This window comes from Streptomyces sp. NBC_01723, from assembly GCF_036246005.1.
Lineage (GTDB): Bacteria > Actinomycetota > Actinomycetes > Streptomycetales > Streptomycetaceae > Streptomyces.
In genome coordinates, this window is the sequence record NZ_CP109171.1 from 3,376,149 (window position 1) to 3,395,395 (window position 19,247).

18 protein-coding genes are annotated in these 19,247 nt (G+C 73.0%); 11 read left to right on the forward strand and 7 right to left on the reverse strand.

The features are described 5' to 3' along the window. The first annotated feature begins 234 nt into the window (after positions 1–234). The 6 genes from OIE75_RS15590 to mscL all read left to right on the forward strand — a co-directional run bounded on the left by OIE75_RS15590 (position 235) and on the right by mscL (position 6,131). Positions 235–1,767, forward strand: a complete 1,533-nt coding sequence (locus OIE75_RS15590; protein ID WP_329471248.1) for a potassium/proton antiporter — start codon at positions 235–237, stop codon at positions 1,765–1,767. 247 nt (positions 1,768–2,014) lie between these two features. Continuing rightward, a complete protein-coding gene (locus OIE75_RS15595) occupies positions 2,015–3,331 on the forward strand; it encodes an MFS transporter (RefSeq protein WP_329471249.1) in 1,317 nt (438 codons plus the stop codon). A gap of 67 nt (positions 3,332–3,398) precedes the next feature. Then, positions 3,399–3,728 carry an FmdB family zinc ribbon protein gene (locus OIE75_RS15600; RefSeq protein WP_307012928.1) on the forward strand — a complete coding sequence of 110 codons (330 nt, stop codon included), beginning with the start codon at positions 3,399–3,401 and terminating at the stop codon, positions 3,726–3,728. A gap of 106 nt (positions 3,729–3,834) precedes the next feature. Beyond that, positions 3,835–4,677 (forward strand): S-methyl-5'-thioadenosine phosphorylase, encoded by an 843-nt coding sequence (locus OIE75_RS15605; RefSeq protein WP_307012930.1) that lies wholly within the window; start codon positions 3,835–3,837, stop codon positions 4,675–4,677. 401 nt (positions 4,678–5,078) lie between these two features. Beyond that, the gene (locus OIE75_RS15610) at positions 5,079–5,549 is read left to right on the forward strand and encodes a hypothetical protein (RefSeq protein ID WP_307017950.1); all 471 of its coding nucleotides are present in this window, start codon (positions 5,079–5,081) and stop codon (positions 5,547–5,549) included. A 111-nt stretch (positions 5,550–5,660) separates the two neighbouring features. Then, positions 5,661–6,131, forward strand: coding sequence for a large conductance mechanosensitive channel protein MscL (gene mscL, locus OIE75_RS15615; RefSeq protein WP_329471250.1), 471 nt, complete (start codon positions 5,661–5,663; stop codon positions 6,129–6,131). Between the two features lie 43 nt (positions 6,132–6,174). Here the strand turns inward: mscL and OIE75_RS15620 are convergent, their stop codons facing one another. Further along, positions 6,175–6,351 (reverse strand): hypothetical protein, encoded by a 177-nt coding sequence (locus OIE75_RS15620; protein ID WP_122617522.1) that lies wholly within the window; start codon positions 6,349–6,351, stop codon positions 6,175–6,177. 62 nt (positions 6,352–6,413) lie between these two features. On the opposite strand from OIE75_RS15620, the gene OIE75_RS15625 reads away from it, so the two are divergent. From OIE75_RS15625 to OIE75_RS15635, 3 genes are all read left to right on the forward strand, one after another. Beyond that, positions 6,414–7,634, forward strand: a complete 1,221-nt coding sequence (locus tag OIE75_RS15625; RefSeq protein WP_329471251.1) for a low temperature requirement protein A — start codon at positions 6,414–6,416, stop codon at positions 7,632–7,634. A 46-nt stretch (positions 7,635–7,680) separates the two neighbouring features. Then, on the forward strand, positions 7,681–8,715 hold the full coding sequence (locus tag OIE75_RS15630) for a P1 family peptidase (protein WP_307012936.1): 1,035 nt from the start codon (positions 7,681–7,683) through the stop codon (positions 8,713–8,715). Between the two features lie 217 nt (positions 8,716–8,932). Then, positions 8,933–9,682, forward strand: coding sequence for a DUF6227 family protein (locus tag OIE75_RS15635; protein WP_329471252.1), 750 nt, complete (start codon positions 8,933–8,935; stop codon positions 9,680–9,682). Positions 9,683–9,751: 69 nt separating this feature from the next. On the opposite strand, the gene OIE75_RS15640 is transcribed toward OIE75_RS15635, so the two are convergent. The 4 genes from OIE75_RS15640 to OIE75_RS15655 all read right to left on the reverse strand — a co-directional run bounded on the left by OIE75_RS15640 (position 9,752) and on the right by OIE75_RS15655 (position 15,312). Beyond that, positions 9,752–11,830 carry a PTS fructose transporter subunit IIABC gene (locus OIE75_RS15640; protein ID WP_307012939.1) on the reverse strand — a complete coding sequence of 693 codons (2,079 nt, stop codon included), beginning with the start codon at positions 11,828–11,830 and terminating at the stop codon, positions 9,752–9,754. 97 nt (positions 11,831–11,927) lie between these two features. After that, on the reverse strand, positions 11,928–12,875 hold the full coding sequence (pfkB, locus tag OIE75_RS15645; RefSeq protein ID WP_307012940.1) for a 1-phosphofructokinase: 948 nt from the start codon (positions 12,873–12,875) through the stop codon (positions 11,928–11,930). Beyond that, positions 12,872–13,633, reverse strand: coding sequence for a DeoR/GlpR family DNA-binding transcription regulator (locus OIE75_RS15650; protein ID WP_329471253.1), 762 nt, complete (start codon positions 13,631–13,633; stop codon positions 12,872–12,874). Before OIE75_RS15650 ends, pfkB begins: the two co-directional genes overlap by 4 nt. A 146-nt stretch (positions 13,634–13,779) precedes the next feature. Then, the gene (locus OIE75_RS15655) at positions 13,780–15,312 is read right to left on the reverse strand and encodes an MFS transporter (RefSeq protein WP_329471254.1); all 1,533 of its coding nucleotides are present in this window, start codon (positions 15,310–15,312) and stop codon (positions 13,780–13,782) included. Positions 15,313–15,374: 62 nt separating this feature from the next. Between OIE75_RS15655 and OIE75_RS15660 the strand changes: the two genes are divergently transcribed. After that, the gene (locus OIE75_RS15660; protein WP_329471255.1) at positions 15,375–16,352 is read left to right on the forward strand and encodes a helix-turn-helix transcriptional regulator; all 978 of its coding nucleotides are present in this window, start codon (positions 15,375–15,377) and stop codon (positions 16,350–16,352) included. A gap of 133 nt (positions 16,353–16,485) precedes the next feature. On the opposite strand, the gene OIE75_RS15665 is transcribed toward OIE75_RS15660, so the two are convergent. After that, complete coding sequence (locus OIE75_RS15665) at positions 16,486–17,181, reverse strand: TetR/AcrR family transcriptional regulator (RefSeq protein ID WP_307012944.1); 696 nt, start codon at positions 17,179–17,181, stop codon at positions 16,486–16,488. 360 nt (positions 17,182–17,541) lie between these two features. After that, positions 17,542–18,540, reverse strand: coding sequence for a sigma-70 family RNA polymerase sigma factor (locus OIE75_RS15670; protein ID WP_122617530.1), 999 nt, complete (start codon positions 18,538–18,540; stop codon positions 17,542–17,544). 181 nt (positions 18,541–18,721) lie between these two features. On the opposite strand from OIE75_RS15670, the gene OIE75_RS15675 reads away from it, so the two are divergent. Beyond that, on the forward strand, positions 18,722–19,240 hold the full coding sequence (locus OIE75_RS15675; protein WP_329471256.1) for a GNAT family N-acetyltransferase: 519 nt from the start codon (positions 18,722–18,724) through the stop codon (positions 19,238–19,240). The last annotated feature ends 7 nt before the right edge of the window (positions 19,241–19,247 follow it).

The window sequence follows — 19,247 nt, forward strand, 5'->3', positions numbered from 1 at the left end:
TGCTTTGTACTGAGCGCTGGAGCAACTGTAGGCGCAGGCCCGGCTCGCCCTTGACGCGGAGTCGGGTACCGCGGCGCACGGGCGTTCGATCTTGCCAAGCCGAGCGTCAAGAAAGCGTCAAGAGTTAGGTAAGGTAACGAAGTAGTTGTCCGCAGAGCATGGTGGCTTCGTGTGCCATGGGGGTGCGCCTCGCGTGCCGAACGAGCGCACTCGCCCGCGCTGTGATTCCGTGCTGTGCGCCAGGGAAGGGAACGGCCGCTGACTGTCCACCACCTCAACCAGCTCCTGCTCGTCTGCTCGCTCGTCCTGCTCATCGCCGTCGTGGCGGTGCGGATCTCCTCGCGCAGCGGGCTCCCCAGCCTGCTCGTCTACCTGGCCATCGGCGTCGCCATGGGCCAGGACGGCATCGGCGACATCCACTTCGACAACGCCGAACTGGTCCAGGTCATCGGGTACGCCGCCCTGGTCGTGATCCTGGCCGAGGGCGGACTCGGCACGAAGTGGAAGGAGGCGAAACCGGCGCTGCCGGCCGCCTCCGCACTGGCGCTGGTCGGGGTCGCGGTCAGCGTCGGCGTGACGGCGGCGGGCGCGCACTACCTGACCGGGCTGGAGTGGCGGCAGGCACTGATCGTCGGCGCGGTGGTGTCCTCCACGGACGCGGCCGCCGTCTTCTCCGTGCTGCGCAGGATCCCGCTGCCCTCGCGCATAGTGGGCACCCTGGAGGCCGAGTCGGGCTTCAACGACGCCCCGGTGGTCATCCTGGTGGTCGCCTTCTCCGCGGCCGGCCCGATCGAGCACTGGTACGTGCTGCTCGGCGAGATCGCCCTGGAGCTGGCCATCGGTGCCGCCATCGGGCTCGCGGTGGGCTGGCTGGGGTCGTGGGGACTGCGGCACGTGGCGCTGCCCGCCTCGGGCCTCTACCCCATCGCCGTCCTCTCCATCGCCGTCGCGGCCTACGCGGCCGGCGCCATGGCGCACGGCAGCGGCTTCCTGGCCGTCTACCTCGCCTCGATGGTGATGGGCAACGCCCGGCTGCCGCACTGGCCCGCCACCCGCGGGTTCGCCGACGGGCTCGGCTGGCTCGCCCAGATCGGCATGTTCGTGCTGCTCGGCCTGCTGGTCACCCCGCACGAACTGGGCGACGACATCCTGCCGGCCCTGGTCATCGGGCTGGTGCTCACCATGGTGGCGCGTCCCCTGAGCGTCGTGCTGTGCCTGGTGCCCTTCCGGGTGCCGTGGCAGGAGCAGGCCCTCATGTCCTGGGCCGGACTGCGTGGCGCGGTGCCCATCATCCTGGCGACGATCCCCATGGTGGAGGGCGTCGACGGCAGTCGCCGGATCTTCAACATCGTCTTCGTCCTGGTCGTCGTCTACACCCTGATCCAGGGGCCGACGCTGCCGTGGCTGGCCCGCAAGCTGCGCCTGGGCAAGAGCGACGAGGCCGCCGACCTCGGCATCGAGTCGGCGCCGCTGGAGCGGCTGCGCGGACACCTGCTGTCCGTGACGATCCCCGAGGGCTCGAGGATGCACGGCGTCGAGGTCAGCGAGCTGCGGCTGCCGCCCGGCTCCGCGGTCACGCTCGTCGTGCGCGACGAGAAGTCGTTCGTGCCGCTGCCCACGACGGGACTGCGGCGCGGGGACGAGCTCCTCGTCGTCGCCACGGACCCCGTCCGCGACGCGGCCGAGGCACGATTGCGCGCGGTCGGCCACGGCGGCAAGCTGGCCGGCTGGCTGGGCACGGGGGACCACGACGGCCGTCACCGGTGAGCGGGGCGGGGTGCTCGCTTTCACACGGTTGTGCCCCTCTTGATCCCTGTACGATGTGTGCGGCACCTGATCGAACCAACTCTGTCTGATGCAGAGCTGGCGCGACCGTATGGCGGCCGGCACGCCCCCTCATCCGCACGGGCTCCGGCATCTACCGCAGTCCGCGCAAGAGGACAGCTCTCGGCGCTCCCGCACGGCGACAGCCGCGAGGCGGATTCGCGCTACCAGGCGGCAGAAAGGCACGGCCGTGGCATCCACGGTCACCCCGTCGAAGAAGTCGCCGGAGGCAGCGCCGCACACCGCGTCCGCCTCCGCCCGCCCCGGATACGGACAGCTGCTGCGCACCCGCGGCGCCTGGACGTTCCTGCTCCCCGGTTTCGCGGCCCGCCAGCCGTTCGCGATGCTGACGATCTCCATCGTGCTGCTCGTGCAGCACACCACGGGCTCCTACGGCGTCGCGGGCGCCGTCGCGGCCGTCACCGGCGTCTCCATGGCCCTGTTCGCCCCCTACAGCGGACGGCTCGCCGACCGCTACGGACAGCGCGCCGTCCTGCTGCCCGGCGTTCTCGTGCACGCGGCGGCCGGCCTGGCCCTGACCGTCCTCGCGCTCGCGGACGCACCGCTGTGGGCGCTGTTCGCGGCGGCCGTGCCCGCGGGTGCGTCGGTGCCGCAGGTCGGGCCGATGGTGCGGGCCCGCTGGGGCGTCAAGCTCAAGGGCTCCCCCCTGATGAGCACCGCCGCCGCCTTCGAGTCCGTCACCGACGAGCTGACCTTCGTCCTCGGCCCGCTGGTGGCGACCGCCCTGTGCACGGGCATCGGCCCGGCCGCGGGCCTGGTCACCGAGGCCGCGCTCACCCTGGTGGGCGGTCTGCTGTTCGCCGCGCAGAAGAGCACGCAGCCCGAGGTCGGCGGGGCCGACGGCGCGCACGCGCGCGAGGAGCACGTTTCCGCGCTGCGCGTCCCCGGGGTGCGCGTTCTGATCGTCGCCTTCCTGGGCGTCGGCTCCGTCTTCGGCGGCATGCAGGTGTCGCTGGCCGCGTTCACCGAGTCGATCGGCGAGCCCGGCCTGAACGGCGTCCTCTACGGCGTCTTCGCCGCCGGAAACATGCTCTCCGGCCTGGCCTGCGGCGCCATCGCCTGGAAGGTCGCCCCGCAGCGGCGCCTCCTGATCGGTTACGCCGCCCTCGCGCTGACCGCCTCCGGCCTGTGGGCGGCGCAGTCGGTGCTCGTACTGGCCGGCCTCGGTCTGCTGGTCGGCATCTGCGTCGCGCCCGCCATCGTCACCGGCTACACCCTGGTGGAGGGCCTGGTCCCGGCCGGGGCCCGCACCGAGGCCTTCACCTGGCTGACCGGCGCCGTCGCCCTCGGGCAGGCGCTGGCGGTGACCGTCGCCGGACAGCTGGAGGACGGGTTCCGTGACGGGGCCGGATTCCTGGTGCCGATGGGCGGCACGGTGCTCGCCCTGGCGGTCCTGGTGGCACTGCGCTCACGGCTGGCCTCCCGGCCCCAGGGGCGCACGGTCGCACGTGGCGTCGGTCACCGCGAGCCCGTCGCAGTGGACTGATCCCGAGGAATACGTCACTATGGACCGTCGTTAGCACTCATCGAGTGAGAGTGCCAGGAGGAAGACAGTGCCGACGTACCAGTACCAGTGCACCGAGTGCGGCGAGGGCCTCGAGGCGGTGCAGAAGTTCACCGACGACGCCCTCACCGAGTGCCCGAACTGCCAGGGCCGCCTGAAGAAGGTGTTCTCGGCGGTCGGCATCGTCTTCAAGGGTTCCGGCTTCTACCGCAACGACAGCCGCGGCAGCTCGTCGAGCAGCTCGCCGGCGTCGTCGTCGAAGTCGGGGGCGTCGTCCTCCTCGGACTCGGGTTCGTCCTCGTCGTCGGCGTCCGGCTCGGGTTCGTCCTCGTCGTCCTCCGGCTCCGGCAGCTCCTCCTCCAGCACCACCGCCGCCTAGGCCCGCGGGCCGGGCGAGAGCCTCGGCCGCACCAGGTTCTTACGAGACCCTGTCGTCGTACGACGACGGGGTCCTCGGCGTTTCCCGGGCCGGTTAGGGTGCGGACATGGCGAACAAGGTGAATGCCGAGATCGGCGTGATCGGCGGCTCCGGTTTCTACTCGTTCCTCGACGACGTGACCGAGGTCGAGGTGGACACCCCTTACGGGCCGCCCAGCGACTCGCTCTTCCTCGGCGAGATCGCCGGCCGACGGGTCGCCTTCCTCCCCCGGCACGGTCGCGGCCACCATCTGCCGCCGCACCGGATCAACTACCGGGCCAACCTGTGGGCGCTGCGCTCGGTCGGCGCGCGCCAGGTCCTCGGTCCGTGCGCGGTCGGCGGCCTGCGTCCGGAGTACGGGCCGGGCACGCTGCTGGTGCCGGACCAGTTCGTCGACCGGACCAGGTCCCGCCCGTCGACGTACTTCGACGGACTGCCGCTGCCCGACGGCACCGTGCCCAACGTGGTGCACGTGTCGCTGGCCGACCCGTACTGCCCCACCGGACGGGCCGCCGCGCTGAAGGCGGCGCGGGGAAGGGACTGGGAAGCCGTGGACGGCGGCACCCTGGTCGTGGTCGAGGGGCCCCGTTTCGGCACCCGGGCGGAGTCGCTGTGGCACCGGGCGCAGGGCTGGTCCGTGGTGGGCATGACCGGCCACCCGGAGTCGGCGCTCGCCCGTGAACTGGAGCTCTGCTACACCTCGCTGACCCTCGTCACCGACCTGGACGCCGGCGCCGAGAGCGGTGAGGGCGTCTCGCACGAGGAGGTGCTGCGGGTGTTCGCGGCCAACGTGGACCGGCTGCGGGGCGTCCTGTTCGACGCGGTGGCCGCGCTGCCGGCGAGCGGGGAGCGGGACTGCCCGTGCGGGGCGGCGCTGGGCGGGATGGATCCGGGGATCGTGCTGCCGTAGGGCGGGGCGGATCCGGGGGTCGTGCTGCCGCAGGGCGCGAGGCAGCGGTGGGCGGGATGGATCCGGGGATCGTGCCGCCGCAGGGCGGGGCGGATCCGGGGATCGTGCCGCCGCAGGGCGGGACGGATCCGGGGATCATGCCGCCGCAGGGCGGGACGGATCCGGGGATCATGCCGCCGCAGGGCGGGGACGGCCCCGGTTCAGGCGGAACGTCCCCTTCGGGTGACGGAGTTGTCCACAAGCGGGCGGTGGTCCACGGGCCTCGGCGGGGTCCGGCGAAAAGCCTCATCGTGGGAGCGCAAGCCGATCCCTCGTCGCAGGTGGTGGTCACCGTGTCCCGTTCCGTCCTCCCCTCCCCCGGCCCGTTCCCGCTCGGCACCGACGCGCCACCCACCGGCGAGGTGCCGCCCTTCGCCCCGGTGCGGGTGCGCGGCGGACGGCACCGGCTGCACCGGCTCGTCCGGCGCCGGCGGCGCGTCGTGGCCGCCGGGCTCGCCGTCACGGCCGCGGCGCTCGTGGCCGCGGGCCCACAGCAGGGGACCGCTGGGCCGGACCCGAGGCGGGCACGCGGACATCCGGTGGCCGACCAGGTGCGCGAGCGGCCCGGCCCGCGGCTCGTGGCGGCGCCGGTACGGATCGCGGACGCGGAGACGGTACGGCTGCTCGGTCCGGGCGACCGCGTCGACGTGGTCGCGACCGGGGACGCCGGCGACGCCTCAGTGGTCGCGCGCGGGGCGCGGGTGACGAAGGTGCCGGAGCCCGTGGACGGGGCGGCGGGCGGGGCCCTGGTCGTGGTGTCGGTGCCGCGCGACACCGCTCACCGGCTGGTCGGCGCGGGTACCACGGGGCGGTTGGCGGTGACCCTGTGCTGAGGCCGTCAAGTCGCTCGTTCGAGGGACCGGATTGGACAGCACGGCCCAACGCTGACGTAGGTTGCGGAGCGCTCCATTCCAACACCTGTTCAAGCGAGGAGAGCGTCCACCGTGAGCGAGAAGAACGACCCGAGCCTCTGGCAGGGCTTCAAGGCCTTCCTGATGCGCGGAAACGTCATCGACCTGGCGGTGGCGGTCGTCATCGGCACCGCCTTCACCAACATCGTCAACTCGGTGGTGAAGGGGGTCATCAACCCGGTGATCGGGGCGTTCGGCACGCAGAGCCTGGACAGTTACAGCTCCTGCCTGAAGGGCCCGTGCACCGGGACCGGCGACACCGCGACGGGCGTGCGGATCCTGTGGGGCTCGGTGCTGGGCGCCACGCTCTCGTTCCTGATCACCGCGGCCGTCGTCTACTTCCTGATGGTCCTGCCCATGGCGAAGTACCTGGCCCGGCAGGAGGCCCGCCGCAGGGCCAAGGAGAGCGCCGAGGAGATCATCGAGGTCACCGAGCTGGAGGTGCTCAAGGAGATCCGGGACGAGCTGGTCGCACAGCGCGGTTCGGGGCCCGACCGCTCCTAGCGGCAGCGGCGGCGGCCGGGGTGCGGGCGGGTGCCCGCGCGGCTCACAGGTGGTGCGGCGGCTTCTCGTCGAGGAAGCGCTTCAGGTCGGCCGCGCTGTCGCCCTCGGGCCGCTCGCCCCAGCCGCGGTCGGTGTCGTCCGACGTCTGCTGGTCCAGCGGGTCGTCGAAGACCAGCGCCGGCCTGGGCGCGCGCGGCTCGGGTTCGGGGGCGGTACTCATGGGTCCAGGGTACGGCCCCGTTCCACAAGCGGACCGGCGTCCTCTCTGCTGTGCTGGGAGCCATGACGTCCAGTCCCCAGCCCTCGGGCCCGCCCGGCGCCCGTCCTCCGGTCCGCAGCCTGAAGGCCCGCGGGCGGCAGGAGCCGCACCGCGTCGCCACCCCGCTGGAGCTCTTCTTCGACCTGTGCTTCGTCGTCGCCATCGCCCAGGCGGGCGTGCAGCTGGTGCACTCGGTCGCCGAGGGCCATGCCGGCGAGGGCGTTCTCAACTACGCGATGATCTTCTTCGCCATCTGGTGGGCGTGGATGAACTTCACGTGGTTCGCCTCGGCCTACGACAACGACGACGTGCTCTACCGGATCGTCACCCTGGTGCAGATGGCCGGTGTGCTGGTGCTGGCGGCGGGCGTCTCCCGGGCCTTCGAGGACCACGACTACGTGGCCGTCGTCCTCGGATACGTGATCATGCGGGTCGCCATGTCGGTGCAGTGGCTCAGGGCGGCGCGCACGGCCGGGGCGGCGGAGCGTGCCATGGCCCTGAGATACGCGGGAGGCGTGCTGGTCTGCCAGGTCGGCTGGCTGGGACTGCTTGTCCTGCCCGAGGGCGGCCGCGGCTGGCTGTACCTGGCGATGGTGGTGCTGGAGCTGTGCGTGCCGGTGTTCGCCGAGCGCAGGCACATGTCGGCCTGGCATCCGCACCACATCTCCGAGCGGTACGGGCTGTTCACGATCATCGTGCTCGGCGAGACCATCGCGGCGGCCACGGTGGCGGTCAAGTCGGGCATCGAGGAGAACGACGCGCTGGGCGAGGTGCTGCCGATCGCGGCGGGCGGGCTGCTCCTCGTCTTCTCCGCCTGGTGGATCTACTTCGTGGTCCCCGTCCACAGCCGACTGCGGACCAGCAGGCAGTCGTTCGTGTGGGGTTACGGCCACTACGTGGTGTTCGCCTCGGCTGCCGCGATCGGGGCGGGGCTGGAGGTGGCGGTGGAGCAGACCGTGGGGAAGGCGCACATCTCGACACTCGCGGCGTCCGCGGCGGTGACCCTGCCGACGGCGCTGTTCCTGATCGCGGTGTGGGCGCTGCACGCACGGCACTTCAAGGTGGGCATCGCCGAGCAGTTGGTGCTGCCGACCGCCGCGCTGCTGGTGATCTGCTGCACCTTCCTGGGGGACATGGCGGTGCTGGTGGCCGGAGTCGTCCTGGCGCTGGCCGTGGCGGCCGGCGTGACGCTGACCGCGCGGCGCGCCGGGCGGCCACGGGGCGCGACGCCGCCCGCCGCCTGACCCGGCGCGGCCCGCCCCGGCCTCCGGTGTGGACGAGACTGGCGGTATGACAGTTGACGCATTGACGGACGTCGCGGGTCTGCTGGTGGGGCACGCGACGCGGCGCGGCGACGGATGGCTCACGGGGACGACGGTGGTGCTCGCTCCGGAGGACGGGGCGGTGGCGGCCGTGGACGTGCGCGGCGGGGGCCCCGGCACCAAGGAGACCGACGCGCTCGATCCGCGCAACCTGGTGCAGCGGGTGCAGGCGGTGGTGCTGACCGGCGGCAGCGCGTACGGGCTCGACGCGGCGTCGGGGGTGATGGCCTGGCTGGAGGAGCGGGGACGGGGGGTGCGCGTCGGGCCGGACCCCGCCCACGTGGTGCCGGTGGTGCCCGCGGCCTGTGTCTTCGACCTGGGGCGCGGCGGCGACTTCCGGGCCAGGCCGGACGCCGCCACCGGACGGGCGGCCGTCGAGGCAGCGCAGGCGAGTGCGGACTCCCCCGGCGCCGGGGTGCCGCAGGGATGCGTCGGGGCGGGCACGGGGGCCGTGGTCGGCACGCTGAAGGGCGGGGTCGGCACCGCGAGCACCGTGCTGGACTCGGGCATCACGGTGGCGGCGCTGGTGGTGGCCAACGCGGCGGGGTCGGTGACGGATCCGGAGACGGGGGTGCTGTACGGGGAACTGTTCGGCGGCGGGCGGATCCCGTACCCGGCGCCGGAGGCGCACGCGGCGGCGGGGCGGCGCCTGGCGGAGGTCGCGGCGAGGAACGCACCGCCGCCGTTGAACACCACGCTCGCCGTGGTCGCCACCGACGCCGACCTGTCGAAGGCGCAGGCGCAGAAGCTGGCCGGCACGGCGCACGACGGGATCGCGCGCGCCGTCCGGCCGGTGCACCTGCTCAGTGACGGGGACACGGTCTTCGCGCTGGCGACCGGGGCGCGTCCGCTCGCCGAGGGGCAGCCGCTCGCGCTGAACGAGGTGCTGGCGGCGGGCGCGGACATGGTGACGCGTGCGATCGTCCGCGCGGTCCGGGCCGCCGGGCCGGTGGACGGACCGGGCGGGGCCTGGCCGTCGTACGGGGAGCTGTACGGCGGGTGACGGAGGAACGGCCGGGCGGTGTGGAAAAGTTGCGACGGATGTCGTCCGACGCGGCGTTGACCAGCCGATTTTGACGGAACGTCGGGTCGCGCGGGAACTTTTCGCGCGGCCCGCCGGTTTTTCGTGCGTACGTTTTCTCGGTTCCCGGACATGATGTCCGATGGAGGGGCTACGGTATGCACCCACAAGGTGACATGCAGCAACGCCGGGAGAAGCCTTGAGCGTTCCGTACGAGACGGCAGCGTACGAACCACCCGAGTCGCCCGAGTCTCCGGAGGAGCACCTCATGCGGCTGCTGGGTCGCGCCCTGAACTCGTTCGAACTGCCCGACGAGACGATACGGCGCCTGGACTGCGCGCTGGCGCACGACGGTTCCCTGCACTCCGCGCACCACAGCGCGGGGCTGCACCGTGAGACGTACCGGCACACCTGGCTGCTCGCCGACGGTTCGGCGCTCACGCTCTGGGAGCTGGTCCACAACACCGTTCCGGGCGGTGAATCGCAGCACGAGGTGTACCTGGACGACGAGGAGCTGCGCACCGCGACCTCCCGGCTGGCGCTGCCGCCGGAGACGCCGGACTTCGAACTGCCGGTGCAGGTGCACCACTCCCCGGTCCCTGCCCCGCGGCACACCTACGTCTCCGACGCCTCGGCGGACCACGCCCGTCGGCTGCTGCGCCGCGCGGAGAACGCGGACCGGCCGGGATCCGAGCTGGCCGAGCTGCTGGCGACGGCGTCCGCGCACCAGATCATCCAGGCCTTCGGCGGTCCCGGCCGCGCGGGCCGCGCCCGGGCCGGGTTCTCGCTCTACGAGCACGCGTTCCTGCTCCGGGACGGCGCCGAGGTCTCCCTCTGGGAGGTCGAGCACACGGCCACGCCCGACGGTCGGCACATGTGCGAGGTCTACGACAGCGAGGACGCGGCCCGCCGCGCGATGGAGCGACGGGCCGCGCAGCCCTCCTCCTGAGCGGTGAGCGGTGAGCGGTGAGCGGTGAGCGGTGAGCGGTGACGGCGGGAGCGTCCGGCCGCCCCGGCTCTACGCGGCCACCGGCTGCTTCGCCCCGGGTGCCGGGGCCGACGGGTCCGCACCGCCGGAGCCCTGGGCCGTCGCCCCCCGCGCCGGTTTGCGCAGGCCCTTGAGGACGATCACCAGGGCCGTGGTGACGCAGACGCCGGCCGCGATGGCGACCAGGTAGAGCAGCGGGTTGCCGATCAGCGGGACCACGAAGATGCCGCCGTGCGGGGCCCGCAGCGTGGCGCCGAAGGCCATGGACATGGCGCCGGTGACCGCGCCGCCCACCATCGAGGACGGGATGACCCGCAGCGGGTCGGCCGCGGCGAACGGGATCGCGCCCTCGGAGATGAAGGAAGCGCCCAGCACCCAGGCGGCCTTGCCGTTCTCGCGCTCGGCGGCGTTGAAGAGCCGGCCGCGCACGGTGGTGGCCAGGGCCATCGCCAGCGGCGGGACCATGCCGGCCGCCATCACCGCCGCCATGATCTTCATCGCCGAGTCGCTGGGACTGGCGACCGCGATGCCCGCGGTGGCGAAGGTGTAGGCGACCTTGTTGACCGGGCCGCCGAGGTCGAAGCACATCATCAGGCCGAGGAGCGCGCCGAGCAGGACCGCGTTGGCGCCGGACAGGCCGTTCAGCCAGTCGGTCATCGCCGACTGTGCGGACGCGATGGGTTTGCCGATCACCACGAACATCAGGAACCCGACGACCGCCGCCGAGATCAGCGGGATCACCACCACCGGCATGATGCCGCGCAACGCCTTCGGGATGCGCACCCGTTGGATGGCCAGCACCACGGCACCCGAGATCAGACCGGCCGCCAGACCGCCGAGGAAACCGGCGTCGATGGTCAGCGCGATCGAGCCGCCGACGAAGCCGGGGACCAGGCCCGGCCGGTCGGCCATGCCGTAGGCGATGTAGCCGGCCAGCACCGGGACGAGGAAGGCGAAGGCCACGCCGCCGATCTGGAACAGCAGGGCCGCCCAGCTGTCCGCCTGGGTCCACACGAAGTGGTCCATCACGGAGGGCGCCTTGTTGATCTCGTAGCCGCCGATCGCGAAGCCCAGGGCGATCAGCAGACCGCCCGCGGCGACGAACGGGACCATGTAACTGACGCCGGACATCAGCCACTTGCGGAGTTTCGTCCCGTACCCCTCGCCTGATTCGCCGCCCCGCTCGACCGGCGTCGCACCGGCGGAACCGGACGGATCCGTCGCCCCGGCCGCCGTGACCTCGCCGCGGGCCGCCTTCCCGCGGACCTCGCCGATCAGCTCGCCCGGCCGGTTGATGGCGGCCTTGACGCCGGTGTCGACGGTGGGCTTCCCGGCGAAGCGGTCCTTCTCGCGCACCGGCACGTCGTGGGCGAGGATCACACCGTCCGCCGCCGCGATCACCGCGGGGTCCAGCCGGTCGAACCCGGCCGATCCCTGGGTCTCGACGACGACCTCGACGCCCTCCTCGCGGCCCGCGTTCTCCAGCGACTCGGCGGCCATGTAGGTGTGCGCGATGCCGGTGGGGCAGGAGGTGACGGCGACGATCCGGAAGGGGCGCCCGGACGACGGTCCGGGGTCCTCCGGGTCGCCGGTGCCGACCGTGGCGGCCCCGGCGGAGGCCGCCGCCGGGGTCGCCACGGAGTCCTCGTCGCCGGCGTCGGCCGCGGGCTCCTCGCCGCGGATCAGCGCCGCCGCGTCCGCCGGGTCGCCCACCGCGCGCAGCGCGTCCGTGAACTCGGCGTTCATCAGCTGCCGGGCCAGCGAGGAGAGGATCGTCAGGTGGGCGTCGTCGGCGCCCGCCGGCGCGGCGATCAGGAAGACCAGGTCGGCCGGGCCGTCCGCCGCCCCGAAGTCGATGCCCCGCGCACTGCGCCCGAAGGCCAGCGTGGGCTCGGTGACGTGCTCGCTGCGGCAGTGCGGGATGCCGATGCCGCCGTCGAGGCCGGTCGGCATCTGCGCCTCACGGGCGGCCACGTCGGCGAGGAAGCCCTCCAGGTCGGTCACCCGGCCCCGGGCCACCATCCGCTCGGCGAGGGCGCGCGCCGCCGCTTCCTTGGTGTCGGCGGACAGGTCGAGGTCGACCAGATCCGCACTGATCATGTCGCTCATCGCGGGCTCCTTAGCTCGCGTATCGCCCGGAACACGGGGTGAGGGGCGGGGGCGGGGAGGGGGACGGTCGGGTGGAGGCCGGGGATGTGGTCGGGGGTCATGACGTCGGCTCCCGCAGTGCGCGGTCCGTCGGCACCTCGGTGGTGACCGTCACGGCGGACGGATCCAGGTGGTCCGGCGTAGGCATCACGCTGCCCGGCAGCCGGACGGCGGCGGCGCCGTGCGCGACGGCGGAGGCGAGGGCGCCGGGCCCCGCTCCCCGGGCGATCAGGAACCCGGCGAGGGAGGAGTCGCCGGCGCCCACGTTGCTGCGTACGGCGTCCACGCGGGCGTTGCCGAACCACGTGCCCTCCTCGGCCACGAGCAGTTGCCCGTCGGCGCCCAGGCTGGCGAGCACGGACCGGGCGCCCAGCTCCCGCAGTTCCTCGGCGGCCTTCACGGCGTCGCCGACCGTGGCGAGGGGGCGTCCGACCGCCTCCGCGAGTTCCTCGGCGTTCGGCTTGACCACGTCGGGCCGCTCGCGCAGGGCCTGGAGCAGGGCGGGTCCCGAGGTGTCCAGGGCGATGCGGGCACCGGCGGCGTGCGCCCGGGCGACCAGCTCGGCGTACCAGGAGGGGGCGAGGCCGCGGGGCAGGCTGCCGCAGCAGGCGATCCAGTCGGCGCCGGACGACTGGCTCCGTACGGTCTCCAGGAGCAGTTCCCGTTCGGCGGCGGACAGTTCGGGGCCCGGTGCGTTGATCTTCGTCAGGACGCCGTCGGCCTCGGCGAGCGCGATGTTGGAGCGGGTGGCCCCGGCGATCGGCACCGGGGCGACCTCGATTCCCTGGGCGTCCAGCAGATCGGCCACCAGTGCTCCCGGCGCCCCGCCGAGCGGCAGTACCGCGACGGTGCGCCGGCCGGCCGCCGCCACCGCTCGCGAGACGTTCACGCCCTTGCCGCCCGGGTCCACGCGCTCGCCCGTGGCGCGGACGACCTCGCCGCGGTCGAGCGAGGGGACCTCGTAGGTGCGGTCCAGGGAAGGGTTGGGGGTGACGGTGAGGATCATGCGCGTACCACTTCCGTGCCGGCGCGCTCGACGTCGCCCGCGTCTTCGGGGCTCAGCCCGGTGTCGGTGATCAGCAGGTCCACGTCGTGCAGGGCGCCGAAGCGGGCGAAGTGCTCCTGGCCGTACTTCGAGGAGTCGGCGACCAGCACCGCGCGGCGGGCGGCGGCCACGGCGGCCCGCTTGACGGCGGCCTCGGCGAGGTCGGGGGTGGTCAGGCCGTACTCGACGGAGAAGCCGTTGGCCGCCACCACCGTGACGTCGGCGCGGATCTCGCCGTACGCGCGCAGCGCCCAGGCGTCCACGGCGGCGCGGGTACGGTGCCGGACCCGGCCGCCGACCAGGTGGAGCTGGATGCCGGGGTGGTCGGCGAGGCGGGCGGCGATGGGCAGGCTGTGGGTGACGACGGTCAGCGAGGACTCCGCCGGGATCGCCGCCGCCATGCGGGCCACCGTCGAGCCGGCGTCGAGGATCAGCGTGCCCTCGGTGGGCAGTTCGGCCAGGGCCGCCTTGGCGATCCGGCCCTTCTCGTCGGCGGCGGTGGACTCGCGCTCGGCGAGGTCGGGCTCGAAGTCGAGCCGCCCGGCGGGGATCGCGCCACCGTGCACCCGGCGGAGCAGTCCGGCGCGGTCCAGCGCCGTGAGGTCGCGGCGGATGGTCTCCGCCGTCACCTTGAACTCCTCGGCGAGCGACACCACGTCCACCCGGCCACTGTCCCGGGCGAGCCGGAGGATCTCCTGCTGCCGCTCCGGTGCGTACATGACCATTCACCTCCGAACAATGCCCGAACCTGTGGTTTCTCTGGGAGGCTAACCCCGGTTTTCCGGAATGTAAACAGAGAAACGCAGACGCTCGGACACGTTCGGGCGTGATCGGGCACGTGCGGCGGAGACCCGGACGGCGGGGCTCAGAGCAGCGCGGGCTCCTTCTCCCTCGTCGGCTCCTCCGCCCCGGCCCCCTCCACGTGCTGGGCGGGCCGCTTGGGCAGCGCGAACATCAGCAGGAAGATGACGCCCATCACCCCGGCCACCCAGCCCAGCGCGTTCTGGAAGGCGTCCGCGTAGGCCGGGCCCAGGCGGGCGGGGACGAGGTGGTCGCTCATCGTGCCGAAGAAGACCACCGACACCAGGCCGAGGCCGAGCGCGTTGCCCATCTGCTGCACGGTGTTGATGAGCCCGGACGCGGCCCCGGCGTGCTCACGTGGCACCTGGGACAGCACCGCGTCGGTCAGCGGCGCGACGATCAGGCCCATGCCGACGCCCATCACGGTGAGCGGCAGCGCCATCTGCCAGGACGCGATGCCGAGGCCGTAGCGCTCGGACTCCCAGATGTAGAGCAGCACTCCGGCCGCCATCACCAGCGCGCCCGCCTGAAGCACCTTGCGCCCGAAGCGCGGGACCAGCAGCTGCACCGACACCCCGGCCGCCACCGAGACGGCGATCGAGAACGGCACTCCGGTCAGCCCGGCCCGCAGCGCGGTCCAGCCGAGTCCCACCTGCATGTACAGCGTCCACACCAGGAAGAAGACGCCGAGCGCGACGCCGAAGACGGTCTGCACGGCGATGCCGGCCGCGAAGCTCTTCACCCTGAACAGCGACAGCTCGACCAGCGGCGAGCCGTCCCGCGCGCTCTTGCGCCGCTCGTACGCCACCAGCGCCGCGAGGACCACGAGCGAGCCGGCCATCGACAGGAACCCCCACAGCGGCCAGTCCAGCTCCTCGCCGCGGGTGAGCGGGTAGACCAGCATCAGCATGCCGAGGGTGACCAGGGCGACCCCGACCAGGTCCAGCCGCAGGGCGCGCGGCGCCTTGGACTCCGTGATGAAGCGGCTGCCGAGGACGAGTCCCGCGATGCCGACCGGCAGGTTGATGAGGAAGATGGGCCGCCATTCGAGGCCGAAGAGGTTCCACTCGGTGAGCAGGGCGCCCAGCAGCGGGCCGGAGACGGCGCCGAGTCCGACGATCGCGCCGAACAGCCCGAAGACCTTGCCGCGTTCGTGCGCGGGGAAGGTGGCGTGCACGATCGACAGGACCTGCGGCACCATCAGCGCCGCCATGGCGCCCTGGAGGATGCGGGAGGCGACCAGCATCTCCGGGTTCGCCGCCAGACCGCACAGCGCGGACGCCAGGGTGAACCCGGCGATGCCGACGAGGAACACCCGCTTGCGGCCGTGGATGTCGCCGAGCCGCCCGCCGGTGATCAGACCGGCGGCGAAGGCGAGGGCGTAGCCGGCCGTTATCCACTGGATCTGGCTGACGGAGGCGCCCTCGTCCCGCTGGATCGACGGGATCGCGATGTTGACGATGGTGACGTCGACCAGGTCCATGAAGGCCGCGGTCATCACGATCGCGAGGGCGAACCAGCGGCGGCGGTCGCCCGCGGGCGGGGCGGGTGAAGCGGGCGGGGCAGGTGGCGTGTCCGGGGTCTGCGTGAAGGTCATGCGAGGAAGTTAGGACCGCAGTAGGACTGATCACGTCCTAGATGTGCGGCATCCTCGGTGCCATGACGACGGACACTCCGGCCCGGCTGCTGACGCTCCTCTCCCTCCTCCAGACGCCCCGCGAATGGCCCGGCGGCGAGCTGGCCGACCGGCTCGGGGTCTCCCGCCGCACGGTCCGGCGCGACATCGACCGGCTGCGCGAGCTGGGCTACCCCGTGCAGGCCACCATGGGCGCGGACGGCGGTTACCGGCTGGTGGCCGGCAAGGCGATGCCGCCGCTCGTCCTCGACGACGAGGAGGCGGTGGCCATCGCGGTCGGGCTGCGCGCCGGCGCCGGGCACGCGGTCGAGGGTCTGGACGAGGCGTCGGTGCGGGCGCTGGCCAAGCTGGAGCAGGTGCTGCCGTCCCGGCTGCGGCACCGGGTGACCACGCTGCAGGCCGCGACCACGCCACTGACCAGCGGGGACGGCCCGAGCATCGCGCCCGGCACACTGACCGTCATGGCCTCGACGGTGGCCGGACACGAGCGGCTGAGGTTCGCCTACCGCGCGGGCGACGGCACCGAGTCGCGCCGCGTGACCGAGCCGTACCGGCTGGTGTCGACGGGACGCCGCTGGTACCTGATCGCCTACGACCTCGACCGCGACGACTGGCGGACCTTCCGGGTCGACCGGGTCAGCGAGCCCTTCGCCACCGGCGCCCGGTTCACGCCCCGGGAGCTGCCCACCGGGGACGCGGCCGAATACCTGCGGCGCTCGATGCAGCGGCGCAACGACTCGTACGGGATCGAGGTCCTCTTCCTCGAACCGGCCGAGGCCGTCGCGGCACGGCTGCCGCAGTGGCTCGGGGCGCCGGAGGCGGTGGACGACGGCACGTCGTGCGTCCTGCGGACGACCGTGTCCGACGCGCCCGAGTGGATGGCGGTGCGGCTGGCGATGACGGGGCTGGAGTTCCGGGTCCGGCAGCCGGCGGAACTGGTGGACCGGGTAAGGGAGTTGGGGGCGCGGCTGGGTCGCGCGGCGCCGTCCGGCACGGGATGAGGCGGGCGGCGGCCCCGGCGACGCACCGGAGCCGCCCGCGCGTCGGATCCGACGCTTCCCCCCGGACCGCACGCCTGCGACGGCCCGGTGTCCGCCCGGGGTCCGACGCTCCGCCACCGGGCGCCCGCCCGGCTCACCCCCGCCCCGGCGGCTCGTCCTCCCCGTCTTCCCACGGGAAGTCCCGCAGGGTCTCCAGGTTCCGCAGGGCCTGCTCCAGAGGGCTGCGTGCCGTCCCGGCGGCCATGGCCCAGTGCTCCGCCGCGACGCGCACGGCGGCGCCGGCTACGGCGGCCGCGAACTGGAGCCGGGGCGAGGCCGCGAGGCGTGCGGCAACGTTGTCGTCGCCGCCGGACATCCGCGCGGCCAGTGCCTCCGCGAGTCCGCGTTCCGTGTCGTGGCAGACCTCCGCCCACACCTTGCGCAGCGCCGGGCTGCTCCCGGCCAGGCGGATCAGGGTGCGGGCCCACTCCCAGGAGGCGGCCGAGACTCCGGCGCCCGGGGTCAGGGTGTGCCGGACGGCGTGTTCCAGCGCCTCGGGCGGGGACAGCTCGGCCGGGGCGTCGCGGACCGCTCGCACCCAGCGCTCGGCGCCGAGGGCGTACAGCGGGGCGACGGCCTCCTCCTTGGCCGCGAAGTAGCGGTAGAAGGTGCGCGGGGCGATTCCGGCGGCGCGGGCGATGTCCTCGGCCCGGGTGGCTCTGAGGCCCTGGCCGACGAAGAGGCGGGCCGCCGCGCGGGCGATCTCCATACGGGTCTCGGCCTTGCGCCGTTCGGTCAGGGAGACCGGTCCCGACCCGGGGTCGGGGAATGGGGGGATGGTGCTGCTCACTTCGGCAGGCTATGCCGCTGTGGCAGAATCTGCCATTCGGCGGGCCACCCCGGGGTTCAGGTTCGGGGTGTCCCGCCGGCCCGCTCGGGCTCCCGGCAGGGAGAGAGCCGGGCTGCGGCGCCCCGGGGGGAGGGGCGCCGAGCCCGGCTCGGGAAAGTCCCGGCACCGGGGGGAGTGCGTCGGGACGTGGTCCTCAAGGGCGGCGGTCCGGTGGTTCCGGGCCGCCTGCGGGCGGGCCCGGAGTTGTTTTTCCCGGGCCCCCGGGGGTTGAAGCAGCGTTGTACGGCCATGTTTGCGCGGGGTTCGGCCACCGGCGTGCGCCCCACCCGCCACGTCACGCCCCCGCGTCACGCGCCGGTGCTACGCCGCCGCCTCGAAGCCGGTCGAGCGAGCCAGCTTCTTCAGCTCGAGCAGCGCGTGCTTCTCGATCTGCCGGATGCGCTCACGGGTGAGGCCGTGCTCCTTGCCGACCTCGGTCAGGGTGCGCTCGCGGCCGTCGACGATGCCGTACCGCATCTTGATGATGGAGGCGGTGCGCGGGTCTAGGCGGCCGATGAGGTCGTCCAGCTCCTCGCTGCGCAGCAGGGTCATCACCGACTGCTCGGGCGACACGGCGGAGGTGTCCTCCAGCAGGTCGCCGAACTGGGTCTCGCCCTCGTCGTCCACCGACATGTTCAGCGAGACCGGGTCGCGGGCCCAGTCGAGCACGTCGGTGACGCGCTCCGGGGTCGAGCCCAGCTCGGCCGCGATCTCGGCGGGCTCCGGCTCGCGGCCGTGCTCGCGGTTGAACTCGCGCTGCACGCGACGGATCCGGCCCAGCTCCTCCACCAGGTGGACGGGCAGGCGGATGGTGCGGGACTGGTCGGCGATGGACCGGGTGATGGCCTGGCGGATCCACCAGGTCGCGTAGGTCGAGAACTTGAAGCCCTTGCGGTAGTCGAACTTCTCGACCGCGCGGACCAGGCCGGCGTTGCCCTCCTGGATCAGGTCGAGGAGCGGCAGTCCGCTGCGCGGGTAGCGGCGGGCGACCGCGACGACCAGGCGGAGGTTGGACCGGATGAAGACGTCCTTCGCCCGCTCGCTCTCGTCGATCAGGGCCTGGAGTTCCTCACGGGTGGCATCCGCCCCGGTCTCCTCGTAGCCTTCGAGGACCTGCCGCGCGAAGACACCCGCCTCGATGGTCTGGGACAGCTCGACCTCCTTGGCGGCGTCGAGCAGCGGCGTACGCGCGATCTCGTCGAGGTACATGCCGACCAGATCGCGGTCGGCGAGCTCTCCGCCGTTGGCGCGGACGCTGGTTGCCGCGCCGGAGGTCTCGCCGGTGGCGGACTTACGACGGGCGACGGCACGGGTTGCCATGCGTGCTCCCTTGCGATGGTGGTTCAGCGAGTGATCCGGTGGACGCTCAGCACTGTGGGGGACTCTCCTCGGGTGCCCTGCATCCGATGGAAACAACGACTGGAATCCGGACAGAATTCCCAACCCGCCCCTCGATTTTTCTGATCATGCAGTACCCTGTGCCGCCGCAGGAGGTGGCGAGATGTCGACGGAACGTACGGATGTCCAGGTCAGACGGGGAGTCGAGGACGACCTCAAGGCACTCACCGACCTCTACAACCACTACGTGTGTGAGACGCCCGTCACGTTCGACACCGAGCCCTTCACCGTGGAGGAGCGCCGCCCTTGGCTGCTCTCCCACCCTGAAGACGGCCCGTACCGGCTGAGGGTTGCCACGGACGCGGACTCACAGGAGATTCTGGGATACGCCACCTCCAGCCCCTACCGCGCCAAGCCCGCCTACGGGACCTCGGTGGAGACCACCGTCTACGTCGCCCCGGGCGCCGGCGGCCGGGGCGTGGGCACACTGCTCTACACGTCCCTGTTCGAGGCGCTGGCCGGTGAGGACCTGCACCGCGCCTACGCGGGCATCGCCCAGCCCAACGAGGCCTCGGCCCGGCTGCACGAGCGCTTCGGCTTCCGGTACGTCGGCACCTACCGCGAGGTGGGCCGCAAGTTCGGCCGCTACTGGGACGTGGCCTGGTACGAGAAGCCGCTGTAGCCCCGCC

Bases quoted from the DNA above. Each gene is read 5' to 3' on its own strand.
- OIE75_RS15605 (WP_307012930.1), top strand. From the start codon at position 3,835: ATGGCGAACAAGGTGAATGCCGAGATCGGCGTGATCGGCGGCTCCGGT.
- OIE75_RS15620 (WP_122617522.1), bottom strand. From the start codon at position 6,351: ATGAGTACCGCCCCCGAACCCGAGCCGCGCGCGCCCAGGCCGGCGCTG.
- OIE75_RS15625 (WP_329471251.1), top strand. From the start codon at position 6,414: ATGACGTCCAGTCCCCAGCCCTCGGGCCCGCCCGGCGCCCGTCCTCCG.
- OIE75_RS15630 (WP_307012936.1), top strand. From the start codon at position 7,681: ATGACAGTTGACGCATTGACGGACGTCGCGGGTCTGCTGGTGGGGCAC.
- OIE75_RS15640 (WP_307012939.1), bottom strand. From the start codon at position 11,830: ATGAGCGACATGATCAGTGCGGATCTGGTCGACCTCGACCTGTCCGCC.
- pfkB (WP_307012940.1), bottom strand. From the start codon at position 12,875: ATGATCCTCACCGTCACCCCCAACCCTTCCCTGGACCGCACCTACGAG.
- OIE75_RS15650 (WP_329471253.1), bottom strand. From the start codon at position 13,633: ATGTACGCACCGGAGCGGCAGCAGGAGATCCTCCGGCTCGCCCGGGAC.
- OIE75_RS15655 (WP_329471254.1), bottom strand. From the start codon at position 15,312: ATGACCTTCACGCAGACCCCGGACACGCCACCTGCCCCGCCCGCTTCA.
- OIE75_RS15660 (WP_329471255.1), top strand. From the start codon at position 15,375: ATGACGACGGACACTCCGGCCCGGCTGCTGACGCTCCTCTCCCTCCTC.
- OIE75_RS15670 (WP_122617530.1), bottom strand. From the start codon at position 18,540: ATGGCAACCCGTGCCGTCGCCCGTCGTAAGTCCGCCACCGGCGAGACC.
- OIE75_RS15675 (WP_329471256.1), top strand. From the start codon at position 18,722: ATGTCGACGGAACGTACGGATGTCCAGGTCAGACGGGGAGTCGAGGAC.